The organism is Enterococcus sp. AZ120 (assembly GCF_050546165.1).
GTDB lineage: Bacteria > Bacillota > Bacilli > Lactobacillales > Enterococcaceae > Enterococcus > Enterococcus faecalis.
In genome coordinates this window covers 383,550-395,605 of record NZ_CP172950.1, presented here as the reverse complement: position 1 = coordinate 395,605, position 12,056 = coordinate 383,550, and the positions used below count along the sequence as shown (strand labels likewise).

The following is a 12,056-nucleotide window of genomic DNA, read 5'->3' as shown; positions in this document are numbered from 1 at the left end:
GAATGTTTATGTGTCAACCGCAGGAAAAAAAGAAAGAAATTTCTGTTGCTAAGTTACGTTATCGTTTTGAAGTGCCAATGATTATCATTGGTTTTGTTTTATTGTTTTTCGCATTGGGGTTAGTTGCCTTATTGATATTGAGTGATTTGCCGATTCCTGACTGGTTATTAATTGTCTTAATTGCACCAATTGCGCCAGTCATTGCTTTTTTTACCATTCGTTATATGTACATGGATACTGCTTCTAACGGAGTGGAAATTACAGAAAATCAGTTACCAGAAATTTATTCCTTGTATATTGATTTGGCAAAAGAAATGGGCTTTGGCACTAAAAAATTAAGGATGCCACGTCTTTATTTAATCAACGGGAATGGTGTCTTAAACGCTTTTGCGGCAAAATGCTCTTTACACAGACGCTATGTTGTCATTCACAGTGATTTGTTGGACATCGCGTACAATACAGGCGATTTTTCGCTGATTCGCTTTATTTTGGCACACGAGCTAGGACACCATAAATGTGGGCACACTAATTTATGGCGACTAATGTTATCCATTATTTTGAAACCAGTTGCGTTAGATAAAAGTTTTACAAGAACGCAAGAATATACCGCTGATCGCGCAGGTTTATACTACGCAGAAGAAGGTGCTTTAAGCATGATTTATTTATTTTCAGGAAAATACATGGGCAGTCGTGTGGATTTAGAAGAATACTTTCACAGTATTGATTTACATGATGATACCATCTGGCTTAAATTGAGTAACTTCTTATCCGATCATCCTGTTGGCTTCCGTCGAATGCAAACATTGAAAAAAGCCAAAGATACTGGCAATTGGGATGTTCATGGAAAATTTTTCTAGCGAGAGCCAACCATCATTAAATAAACGTGCTGGGACAAAAGATTCTTTAACTTTTGTCCCAGCACGTTTATTAATCCACCAATAAATGAACAAATTCTTCTTTGGTGATATTTACAAAGTAGTCTTCAAAGTTAAACGCTGCTAATGCTTGCCAAATTGATGAATACTGATAGTCCACACCTAATAAAGCCGCAACGATTTCCGCTGTTTCTTTTTTGGCAAAGTAATCACCATAAATCGTTAACTCAATTATTTTACCTTTTTCAACAGTCAAACGTGCATCCACAATGCCGCCTTTAAACTTTTCTTCTTTTTTGATCGTAAATTTAGGCGCTTCACCAAAAATCCAAGCTTCATTGCCATACACTTCAGCGACCAATTTCCTAATTTCCTGCTGATCTGCTTTGGTTAGGACATATTCTTTCTCCGCAATTTCAGTTAGAGATTCGACATCAAAGAGCTCCATCAGTAAACGATTGCGAAATTCCTCAATGGTTAATTTTTGATATTTTTCGTCTAAGTACGGCCGTAAATTGGTTACGCGTCCCCGAACAGATTTTGTCCCTTTTGATTCAATTTTTTTCTTAGAAACAGTTAAAACACGTTGAACTTCTGCCAAATCAACATCATACATCAAGGTACCATGAGTATACATCTTCCCCTTTTTTGTATACATGGCATTGCCAGAAAATTTTTTCCCATCAATTAATAAATCATTGCGACCGCTAATCTCGGCCCCCGTTGCGCCCATTTTATGTAATGCTTCAATAATTGGTTTAGTGAACGCTTTAAAATCCCCAAAAGCTTGGTGTCCTTCCTGAACAACAAAACTAAAGCTGACATTCCCGAGATCATCATAAACAGCACCACCGCCCGATAAACGGCGAGTAATAACGATTCCCTTCTCTCTAGCATAAGCTAAGTCAATTTCTTCATAAGCATTTTGATTTCGGCCTAAAATAACACAGGGTTCCTGAATATAGAACAATACTAAGGGCTCTTCAAAAGAGAGAGTGTTTAATAGATAATCTTCCGTTGCTAAATTTTCACGAATATCTCGTGACTGCATTATGACATAACGCATAAGGTCGCCCCACTTCTTTTTCTTCTAGTGTATCACTTTCTTTCAAAATTGGTTCACTAAACGTCTTCTCTGGCCATTCTCAAAAGCGGATGATCAACAAAAAAAGAACGTGGGACAACAATCACTTTGGATGTTTGTTCCACGCTCAAAATCTAATAAACAGCAATTGCAGAACTGTTTAGCTTTTTAATCTAACCAAGTTACTACTTCTGAAACATCTCGTCGGACTGTTTCAAAGCCGGGTGTTTGAGCTTTGCCAATCGGAATAATCAGTCCGTTCACTAAATGATCCTCAATATTAAATAACTTGCGAACCGCTTCTGTTTCAAAACCAGACATCGCCACAGTATCATAGCCTCGATCTTTTGCAGAAAGCATCAGCTGCATTGCAACTAAGCCTTGGTCTAACATTAGCCACTCTCTTTTTTGTTCTTCGCTAACATCATAGTACCAAGAAACATTTTCATTAATTCCTTGACGAATTTCTTCCGTCATCGTTCCTTGTGCGACAGCTTTAGCACTGATTTCATCTGCATTTGCCACTGTATAAGCAGTCAAATCACCTAATAAAATAATCACCGCCGCTGCCCCTTTAACTGCTGGTTGTTGCATCGAAACTTCGTAAAGGGCCTCTTTTTGTTCTTTTTCTGTGACAATTAAAAAACGCCATGAATTTAAATTGGTACTATTTGGCGCGAACATCGCTTCCTCAATTATGGCCATTAATTCCTCTTTAGGAATCTCAACATCTGGCATAAAATCCCGAACTGAGCGGCGGCTGCGAACAACATCTTGATACATCATATTTCTTCTTCCTTCCTCTTGCCTTACTTGACATAGTTATTATTACTCACTATGATGGAGAAAAAAAGTACGCACTTTTTATTCACCTAGGAAGAAAAAAGTAACCATTACGTGTCACAAGGAGAAACTATGACAACTGATAAACAAACCAGTATCAACTTAGCCCTTTCCACCATTAACGGCAAATGGAAATTATCATTAATGGATGAATTATTCCAAGGAACCAAGCGCAACGGTGAATTGATGCGTGCGCTCGACGGAATCACTCAGCGCGTCCTGACAGATCGCTTGAGAGAAATGGAAAAAGATGGCCTAGTCCATCGAGAATCCTTTAACGAACTACCCCCGCGTGTGGAATATACGCTCACTCCGGAAGGATATGCTCTTTACGATGCCCTCTCTTCACTTTGCCATTGGGGCGAAACATTTGCACAAAAAAAGGCGAGACTTAACAAATAAGTCTCGTCTTTTTTTATCTATTTTGGGTATTATGGGTAAACTTAAGATATTTTTGAAGTCCTTCTTGAATTGAATAAACGGGCGAAAAACCTAAGCCTTTCAAAGCAGAACTATCTGAAAGAGAATATTTTATATCGCCATCTCGTTCCTTTTGATAAGAAACTGGCAAAGAAAGTCCCACTAATTGGTTCATTTCTTCAATTAATTGATTAAGGGAAATGGCAACTTCGGTACCCACATTATAAACATGTCCCAACGCTTCACTTTTGGTTGCTACTAAATCTAATGCAGTTAGGACATCATCAATGTAGATAAAGTCACGTGTTTGCTGACCATCTCCAAATATTTGAAATTGGCTTGCTTGCCCTTGCTCTAATTGGATATAACAATCCATCAAAATGGACAGGACACCAGAATAGGGTGAAGCAGGATTTTGATTGGGACCATAGACGTTAAAGAAGCGAACTGCGCTTGTAGGTACCCCATGTAAATGGTATTCATTGAGAACATAACGTTCAGCAGCAAACTTATCAATAGCATAGGGACTCAAAGGGCAAATCACCGAAGTTTCTCTTTTAGGCAACGTTGGCTCTGCACCGTAAACGGCTGCCGACGAAGCAAAAACAAAACGTTTGAGCTCTTTTTGATATTTTTTTATTGATTCCAATATTTTCAATACACTTAAAAAATTGACCTCGTGGGTCTCTAGAGGCTGTGCCACAGAACTTGCCACGCTTGCCACGGCCGCAAGATGAAAGATATACTCAAACGAATGCTTTGAAAGTACTTCGTCCAATAATTGCTGATCCGTCACACTTCCTTTAATAAAAACCAACTGCTCAGTTTGTTGCAAATTTGACACTCGCCCCATGGACAAATCATCAATCACAAAAACTTGATACTGTTGACTATAAAAATTAGCCAAATTAGAACCAATAAAGCCAGCTCCTCCAGTAATTAATAGTTTCTTCACCTCTTTGCTTCCTCTCTTTTTTTTAATTTAATTCCACTTTTTTCGTGTTATTTTCTCTTTGGAATAAAAAAATGCAATATCGAATGAACACATAACTTACAATAGCCACAGCTAATAAAAGTTCAAAAGTAGACAAAATATTTAACAGACTCGTTAGGCCTACCTTTTCTGCAAATAAAGGTTTAACTTTGACTAATGCTGTCGCAGAAATTACTAATGGGAATGTAAAGGCAGCATAACTTGGATAGAATGTCACTTGCATAATTTTATATAGATTCACTACTACAATCCCATAAATACATTGAGATAAAATTAGCAAGAAAACAACTAATGGCATATACAAATGACCACCCATTGAAATATAGCCAGCTAAACATAACGAACCTGGCGCTGTCATAATCGTCAATAAAGGAATGGTCGATTCAGGCATTTCTTTCGACTTCGTAATTCTCTTGATTAAAATTGGTAACAAGAGTAAATAAAAGAACAACGCTACCCAAAAAACAATTTTTCCCAACTCATTGATAAACAATTGAGAAGTATTAGGAATAACGCCAATGCCGACAAACGTAATAAACCAGCTTGGATAAATATGTTCCAGTTCGATTTTTGTTGGAAAAATATGCACCGCTACAAAATAAATCATTAAAATAAAATGTAAAATCACTGCGCCAATCCACAACACGTTAATCCAAGCAGCATTGGTAAATATCCGATCTAAGAAAACACAGATAACCATTAAAGCCATTGTAAATGTTGGTGATACCGAAGCAATAATTGGATCATCTAAGGTGCTTAATGCATGTTTCATTGTAAAAATAATTTTTAAAATAACTAAAATCATTAAGAGACTGCCAAGTACACAATAAATGGTCCCAATTGTTGCATATCCCAAGGAATAAAGTAAATTCCCCAAAGAAACCATCCCTAAAATTAGTCCGCAAATGGGAATCGGGACTTTCCGCAAGAATTTTTTCGCACTTTCTACCATTATGTAGTCACACTCCGTCTTTATTTATTATTATTGATATTAATCAAAAGTATGTTATTATACTAAATGAAATATTTATATTTGTAAAATAAATATTTGCAATACCAACTATTAAGATAGTAAATAGAAAGAGGCGATTTTATGTTCGAATGGATCAAAACATTTATTGCTGTGTATGAAACCAAAAATTTTAGTACGGCGGCCAAACAATTGTATATTTCTCAGCCAACTGTTTCTTTGCAAATCAAGAAATTAGAGCAACACTTTTCGATCAAGCTGTTCTATCGTAATGGAAAACAATCGGTTATTCCTACCAAAGAAGCTGATTTTTTATATCCAAAAATGCTCTCGATTATTGAAAGCTTAACTACTTCTTTTGCGCAAGCTGCAGAAAAAGAGAATTTTAAAGAGGACTGCATTATAGCCTCTTCAAATACAGTTGCTATTTATTTATTGCCAGATATTATGGAGAGTTTGGTTACCGCTTTTCCACTCATCAACTTTTCGATTCAATTGATGAATTCAAACGAAGTCGTGGATATGGTTCAAAATAATCATGCCCACATTGGACTAATTGAAAAACCCATTGAAACCAAAAATCTACACAAAGAAATTGTTTATGAAGACCAACTAGTTCTAGCAGGAGATGCCGCTTCAAAATTTTGGCTCTTAAGAGAAAAGAACTCTGGCTTACGTTTTTTCAATGAGCTTTATCTCAACGAACACAGCATCAACTTACCAATTATCGAATTAAACAACAACGAAGTCCTGTTACAATTGCTAAAAAATAACATTGGGCAATCAATTGTTTCTCGATTATCTATTTCCGATGAGATCCCTTGGCAACCAATTGATCAGTCCTTTGCTTCTCGAAAAATTTTCATTGTCCAGACCGATCACCATGCCAATACTTCCTTCTCTGAAGTTTATAACCGAATCGTTGAAAAAATTCGTGAACGACAAACCTAAAAAACAGGAGAACGACTTAGCTTTCGCTAAATCGTTTTCCTGTTTTTTATTCATCAGTTTCCTCTACCAATTCAAATTCAAAAGGTTCTAACTCAAATAGTTGGTGTAAAATTTGCTGGGTTTCTTGGAACACTTGTTGTGGTTCTTTAGACAAAAGAGTGCTTTGAATGGTCTGTTTTTTTGATTGAAAAAGAATTCTCGTTTCCTCTTCCTTGAATACAACTTGATGAGTTTCCCTTTCAAACATCGTATATTCTTCGAACATTTCCATAACTAATTTTTGACGAAACCCTTCTTTGAGTGCTAATAAAGTTACTAAATCTGCAACGGTTAGCGTTTCTAACGCAATTGTTTCATCTTCTACATGAACAAGATAATTCGTACACTTCACATTCGGACAGGCATTGCAGCCGCCATTAATCAAGTCTGAGGTAGTTGTTATTTTCACCTGTTTCATCTTAATCCTTCTTTCCTACTTTTCGAGAAAAACACAAGGGGTCTCCTCAAAAATATTCAATAAAATATGATTGACTTCTTGAAAGACTTCTTCGTGATTTCGGCATTGTTTTTCCATTACTAAACGCAGATCATTCACAACAAAAGTCAACGTCGTCGCTTGTTGGGAAACATGTATACAACGGTTGCCTTTAACAAAACATTCTGTTTGTTCTTCAATGAATGGTTCTTTTTGATAGCCATATGCTAAAGCGATACATTCCAGAATTTCGTAGATTTCTATTTTTGGAAGTTCATAGCTACAGCTACCGATAACTAGTTGAAAACGGTTCGGCTGTTTTTCATTATTGCTTGCATAATACACTGTTGTCGTTGTCATTTTGCCTCCTTATCTTCTCTATTTTCCTACTCTTATCATAACAAAAAAAGCACGCTTCCCTTATTTAAATTGTTAATAAAGACTATTACAGATTGCTATAACCACACCTAAAAAGTTCGTGATATAATTCACTAAGAAAGAAATATTACAGAAAGAAGAGATGAACGATGAAAGTATTTAACAAAAAAGTCGCAATTATTGGTACTGGTTTTGTTGGCACAAGTATTGCCTATTCCATGATCAACCAAGGGATTGCGAATGAATTAATCTTAGTTGATATTGACAAAGCCAAATCTGAAGGCGAAGCAATTGACTTATTAGATGGTGTGTCTTGGGGTCAAGAAAATGTAAACGTCTGGGCTGGCGACTATCAAGACTGCCAAGATGCCGATATCGTCGTGATTACAGCTGGCGCTAATCAAAAACCTGGGCAAAGTCGTCTAGATTTGGTTTCAATCAATGCAGAAATTATGAAAACAATTGTTAACAATATCATGAAATCTGGTTTTGATGGAATTTTAGTGATTGCCTCAAATCCTGTCGATGTACTGACTTATGTGGCTTGGCAAGCTTCTGGTTTACCTGTTTCAAGAGTAATTGGAACTGGTACAACTTTGGACACAACTCGTTTCCGCAAAGAACTGTCTCAACGTTTAGCGATTGATCCACGCAATGTTCACGGCTATATTATTGGCGAACACGGGGATTCTGAAGTGGCTGTCTGGTCTCATACCATGATTGGTACCAAACCTATTTTAGAAATTGTGGATACGACAGAGCGCTTAACTAGTGACGATTTACCAATCATTTCTGATAAAGTGAAAAATACAGCTTATGAAATTATCGATCGCAAACAAGCGACCTATTATGGGATTGGTATGAGTACTGCACGCATTGTTAAAGCCATTTTAAATAATGAACAAGCCATTTTACCTGTCTCAGCTTACTTAGATGGGCAATATGGGCAACAAGATGTATTTACAGGGATTCCTGCAGTCGTTGGCAATCAAGGTGTTACTGACATTATTGAATTGAATCTGAATGCTGCTGAAAAAGAACTCTTCCAAAAATCAGTGACACAATTAAAACAAGTGATGTCATCGTTACAACCGAACGCTTAGTAATTTTTAACTAAAAATAACACTTCAACTAAATTATTCTCTACCAAAATAGATTCTAATTCCCCTTTATCGTTCTTTTTGGTACCATGAAAGAAGAACTTCAACTAAAGCAGAAATTAGGAGGACAAAAAATGGTAATCCAAGGAGATACGTTAGAAAATAGCGCACGTCGTTTATTGCAAGAACGTGGCGTAACAATGAATGATTTAGCTGAACTTGTGTTATTTTTACAAAAAGATTATATTGATAATTTAACATTAGATACTTGTTTAGAAAGTATTGATGCAGTGTTAACAAAGCGTGAAGTACACAACGCGATTATTACAGGTGTCCAACTGGATATTCTGGCAGAAGAAAACAAGCTACTCTCACCGTTACAAGAAATTTTAACGGAAGATGAAGGGCTTTATGGCATTGATGAAATTATGGCGCTCTCCATTGTAAATGTTTATGGATCTATCGGTTTTACGAACTATGGGTATATCGACAAGGTAAAACCAGGCATTTTAAAAGAGTTAAATGCGCATGATGGCGAACATGTCCACACATTCTTGGATGATATCGTGGGCGCAATTGCGGCTGCGGCTGCCAGTCGGTTGGCCCACTCACAACCAGATTTAAGTGATATTACTAAATAAAAAACTTGCCTCTTCATTTTTATGAGAAGAGGCAAGTTTTTTATTTGCTGGACTTCTCACAAGCTTTCTACTTAACAGTAATTATTTGCCGTGTTATGTTACAGTCAAGAATAAACAGCTAAAGGAGGTTATCTAGAAATGAAAAAGTTTTTACGCGTATTTTTAATTTTTATTGGGGTATTCTTTCTTGCAAGTTGCGGTTCAAAAATAGAGACAAAAACCTTTGTAGGTTCGCCACAAGATGGGATTGATTCCACCTTAACCTATACGTACCAAGGAGATAAAGTCTTAACGCAAACGGCTAAAAACATTGTTTCTTATGACAAATTGGGGATTACAAAAGAAGAGGCAAAAACAGCGTTGGAACCCGTTTCTAAACAATATGAGGACATCAAAGGGCTTGATTACAAACTGACCTATGAGGACAAACAAGCCATCGAAAAATTGACGATTAATTATGAAAAACTTGATTATGATAAAGCCAAAAAAGTGGATGGTCTCCAGATTGATGGAGATTCTTCTAAGGGAATCAGCATGAAGAAAAGCCAAGAATTGGTGGAGTCACAAGGTTATACAGAACAAAAATAATAAAAGAAAGCGTGCGACAATGGCATTGTCGCACGCTTTCTTTTTATTAATTACATTGATGTTGCCATCTTCACTGCTTGAATTGGGTCAAAATGATGGACAGAGTAAACGACTGTACCGGCTTGCCAAACTACTGAGTTGCGATTATAGTCAGTGGTTCCTGCCACGTTCAGTGTGATTTGACCAACGGTATTCGGTGCTGGTAATGTTTCTTGTTCCAAAATGTTGACAACATTTTTCGCTAAATCATCAGGCGATTCACCATTGATATTTGAGGCCCGTACGACTAAACTCCAATTGCCTTCTTGCCAAGATAAGTAACTAGAACCTGCCGCCCCTTGTTTATACCCAGTAATATTGTAACCTAAATCTACTGGCTGACCGCCATTGTCAATGATTTGGTTCACTGCATTTTTTGCTTCGGCATCAGAGCCATATGTTTTTTTCTCAAAAGAACTAATTGGCGTTAACTGATTGACACGTGCATCATTCACTGGAATCGCTTCTTTTTCTGCATAATATAAAACACGGAAATTGTTTTGATCCGCTTGTGATGTTGTCGCTGCAGTTAAAAAGTTATTCGTTTGACTCGTTAAAATTGCCTGCGGTAAGCCTTGACCAGGAAACATGTTTGCTAGCTGGTTAAGCACTTGGTTGGCTTGGTCATCTGGATTCGCATTTTTCGCTGGTGATTGCTTCTCTGCTGAGCCATTATTTGCCGCTTCCTTCGTAGAAGAAGCTGTTGCTTTCGAATCAGCTGTTGTTGTTCCTGACGGTTTCGCATCACTAGATTTTGTTGTTGCTTTGCTACTTGATTCTTTTGTAGCAGATGCTTTTGTACTCTCGACTGTGGTACTTTCCGCAGCACTGGAACGACTATCCGTATTTTCTGTACTTTTTCCGCCGCCGCATGCTGCTAAAGCAAGGGTTAAAAGAAAAGCACTAGAAATAAGCCCTATCTTTTTCATAAGAATTCCTCCTTGTTTTCCCTACCCTTATTGTACCTTAATCATGTGTATCCGTCACTTGTTTGTGTTTCGTTCTAAGTTGGTTTAAATAACAGAAAGTGGACGGTAGGATTCGAACCTACACCTCAACATTGAGCAAGAATAAACTACTGTTAGTCTCTATGAGTTTAACACCACGTTCATCCACCTATTTGATTGATCCTTTGTATCATAACTTAGAATAATTAAATTGCCTTTAAGGAGCTTCAAAGATTATATGAAGAATTGTAAAAAATCTGTGACGAAAAAACGATTGAACCAATCAGTAGATACACTGAGGTTCAATCGTAACCAATTGTTTAATTATCTGAAAAAACTCACAATTCAACGTTAGTCCCTGGTGCTTTTTTGTTTTCCCCTTGTTGTTTTTTTAAGAATATCCCCAAAATAACGGTGATAATGGGACAAAGCAATGGGAAAAAGGCATATGGTAAGTATTCTAGTGCACCAACTTTTAACGTTCCCATAATGAAGGTACCACTAACTCCCCAAGGAATTAACGAGTTGACTGCCGCCCCAGCATCTGCCAAAGTACGAGTTAAATATTTTTTATCAATACCTAAACGAGTAAATGAGGATTTAAATGTTTCCCCTGGTAAAATAATTGACAAATATTGTTCGCCAACTAGTAAGTTAATTCCCACAGAACTTAAAGCAGTTAAAGCGATTAATTTGGCTGGATTATTCACATAGCCTTTAATTTTATCAATTAAAGTAGCCACGATGTTAAACTTAATCAACAAGCCGCCCAAACCTAATGCCAAAATAATCAACGCAGCAGAACCTAACATGCTTTCAATCCCACCACGAGATAAAAGTGTATCAATACTTTGATCCCCTGTATCTGCCACATAACCACTCATTAAAATGGTAGAAACTTTCGCTAAACTTAGGTGATGATCATTTATAAAAGCTAAGATGACCGCCACTGTAGAGCCGACTAATAACGTTGGAATAGCTGGTACCTTTTTCCAAGCGAATAAGAATAAAACCGCTACTGGCAACAATGTAATCGGTGAAATCCAGAATCCTTGATGTAACGTTTGGACCATTGCATCAACCGATTGTAAATCCGCTGAACCAGATTGATGCCCCAAGAAGATATAGCCGACAATCGAAATAATAAACGCCGGAATAACAGTGTACATCATGTTTAGTATATGTTCAAAAAGGTTCACGCCACCAATTCCAGCAGCTAAGTTTGTTGTATCAGATAACGGTGAAATGTTGTTCCCTAAAAAGGCACCTGAAACAACTGCACCAGCTGTCATCGCATTGTCGAATCCAAGAATATGTCCAATACCTAGAAAGGCAATCCCCATAGTTGAAACAGTCGTAAAGGAGCTCCCTACCGTCACACCAACTAGTGCACAGACCACAAAAACGGTTGGTAAGAAGAACTTCACTGAGATAATTTTAAAACCATAGACCATAATTGTTGGAATCGTCCCAGACAATATCCAAGTAGCAACTAAGACACCTATCAACAAGAAAATAATAATCGGAATGATCCCTGGTTTAATCCCTTCCACAATGCCTTCGTGGATCTCATCCCAAGAAAATCCTTTCCATTTGCCATAAAGCAACAACAACATGAATACAAAAAGAATCGGTATGTGAGGGGTTAATTTTTGACCAATAATTAAGTACCCGAGAATCGCTAACAAGGCAATCAAAATGCCTAAACTTTCAGCGAACGAAACAGTGGGTTTCGTTGATTTCATATGAAA

Annotated in this window: 14 protein-coding genes; 6 read left to right on the top strand and 8 right to left on the bottom strand. The window is 37.1% G+C overall.

Annotated features, from left to right (window positions below):
• The first annotated feature begins 2 nt into the window (after positions 1-2).
• Complete coding sequence (locus IGJ46_RS01990) at positions 3-857, top strand: M48 family metallopeptidase (RefSeq protein WP_002382951.1); 855 nt, start codon at positions 3-5, stop codon at positions 855-857.
• A gap of 70 nt (positions 858-927) precedes the next feature.
• On the opposite strand, the gene IGJ46_RS01985 is transcribed toward IGJ46_RS01990, so the two are convergent.
• On the bottom strand, positions 928-1,941 hold the full coding sequence (locus tag IGJ46_RS01985; RefSeq protein WP_002375893.1) for a lipoate--protein ligase: 1,014 nt from the start codon (positions 1,939-1,941) through the stop codon (positions 928-930).
• A 186-nt stretch (positions 1,942-2,127) separates the two neighbouring features.
• Positions 2,128-2,745 carry a nitroreductase family protein gene (locus IGJ46_RS01980; RefSeq protein ID WP_002355466.1) on the bottom strand — a complete coding sequence of 206 codons (618 nt, stop codon included), beginning with the start codon at positions 2,743-2,745 and terminating at the stop codon, positions 2,128-2,130.
• A gap of 111 nt (positions 2,746-2,856) precedes the next feature.
• On the opposite strand from IGJ46_RS01980, the gene IGJ46_RS01975 reads away from it, so the two are divergent.
• Positions 2,857-3,204 carry a winged helix-turn-helix transcriptional regulator gene (locus IGJ46_RS01975; RefSeq protein WP_002355464.1) on the top strand — a complete coding sequence of 116 codons (348 nt, stop codon included), beginning with the start codon at positions 2,857-2,859 and terminating at the stop codon, positions 3,202-3,204.
• A 13-nt stretch (positions 3,205-3,217) separates the two neighbouring features.
• Here IGJ46_RS01975 and IGJ46_RS01970 read toward each other — a convergent pair whose 3' ends face one another.
• Both IGJ46_RS01970 and IGJ46_RS01965 read right to left on the bottom strand, forming a co-directional pair.
• Positions 3,218-4,177, bottom strand: a complete 960-nt coding sequence (locus IGJ46_RS01970; protein ID WP_218391409.1) for a GDP-mannose 4,6-dehydratase — start codon at positions 4,175-4,177, stop codon at positions 3,218-3,220.
• Positions 4,178-4,199: 22 nt separating this feature from the next.
• A complete protein-coding gene (locus tag IGJ46_RS01965) occupies positions 4,200-5,168 on the bottom strand; it encodes a TDT family transporter (protein ID WP_002355462.1) in 969 nt (322 codons plus the stop codon).
• A gap of 141 nt (positions 5,169-5,309) precedes the next feature.
• On the opposite strand from IGJ46_RS01965, the gene IGJ46_RS01960 reads away from it, so the two are divergent.
• Positions 5,310-6,137 carry a LysR family transcriptional regulator gene (locus IGJ46_RS01960; protein WP_002371452.1) on the top strand — a complete coding sequence of 276 codons (828 nt, stop codon included), beginning with the start codon at positions 5,310-5,312 and terminating at the stop codon, positions 6,135-6,137.
• 46 nt (positions 6,138-6,183) lie between these two features.
• Here the strand turns inward: IGJ46_RS01960 and IGJ46_RS01955 are convergent, their stop codons facing one another.
• Both IGJ46_RS01955 and IGJ46_RS01950 read right to left on the bottom strand, forming a co-directional pair.
• Positions 6,184-6,594, bottom strand: coding sequence for a DUF4809 family protein (locus IGJ46_RS01955; protein WP_002370887.1), 411 nt, complete (start codon positions 6,592-6,594; stop codon positions 6,184-6,186).
• A 15-nt stretch (positions 6,595-6,609) separates the two neighbouring features.
• Positions 6,610-6,972 (bottom strand): DUF4809 family protein, encoded by a 363-nt coding sequence (locus tag IGJ46_RS01950; RefSeq protein ID WP_002364850.1) that lies wholly within the window; start codon positions 6,970-6,972, stop codon positions 6,610-6,612.
• Positions 6,973-7,139: 167 nt separating this feature from the next.
• Between IGJ46_RS01950 and IGJ46_RS01945 the strand changes: the two genes are divergently transcribed.
• The 3 genes from IGJ46_RS01945 (at position 7,140) to IGJ46_RS01935 (ending at position 9,319) form a co-directional block, all read left to right on the top strand.
• The gene (locus IGJ46_RS01945) at positions 7,140-8,093 is read left to right on the top strand and encodes an L-lactate dehydrogenase (protein WP_002370889.1); all 954 of its coding nucleotides are present in this window, start codon (positions 7,140-7,142) and stop codon (positions 8,091-8,093) included.
• Positions 8,094-8,224: 131 nt separating this feature from the next.
• The gene (locus IGJ46_RS01940; RefSeq protein WP_010710809.1) at positions 8,225-8,731 is read left to right on the top strand and encodes a phosphatidylglycerophosphatase A family protein; all 507 of its coding nucleotides are present in this window, start codon (positions 8,225-8,227) and stop codon (positions 8,729-8,731) included.
• A 138-nt stretch (positions 8,732-8,869) separates the two neighbouring features.
• A complete protein-coding gene (locus tag IGJ46_RS01935; RefSeq protein ID WP_010824390.1) occupies positions 8,870-9,319 on the top strand; it encodes a YehR family lipoprotein in 450 nt (149 codons plus the stop codon).
• Positions 9,320-9,369: 50 nt separating this feature from the next.
• Here IGJ46_RS01935 and IGJ46_RS01930 read toward each other — a convergent pair whose 3' ends face one another.
• A complete protein-coding gene (locus tag IGJ46_RS01930) occupies positions 9,370-10,287 on the bottom strand; it encodes a hypothetical protein (RefSeq protein WP_002371451.1) in 918 nt (305 codons plus the stop codon).
• Between the two features lie 356 nt (positions 10,288-10,643).
• Complete coding sequence (gene nhaC / locus IGJ46_RS01925; protein ID WP_002363118.1) at positions 10,644-12,050, bottom strand: Na+/H+ antiporter NhaC; 1,407 nt, start codon at positions 12,048-12,050, stop codon at positions 10,644-10,646.
• Between the last annotated feature and the right edge of the window lie 6 nt (positions 12,051-12,056).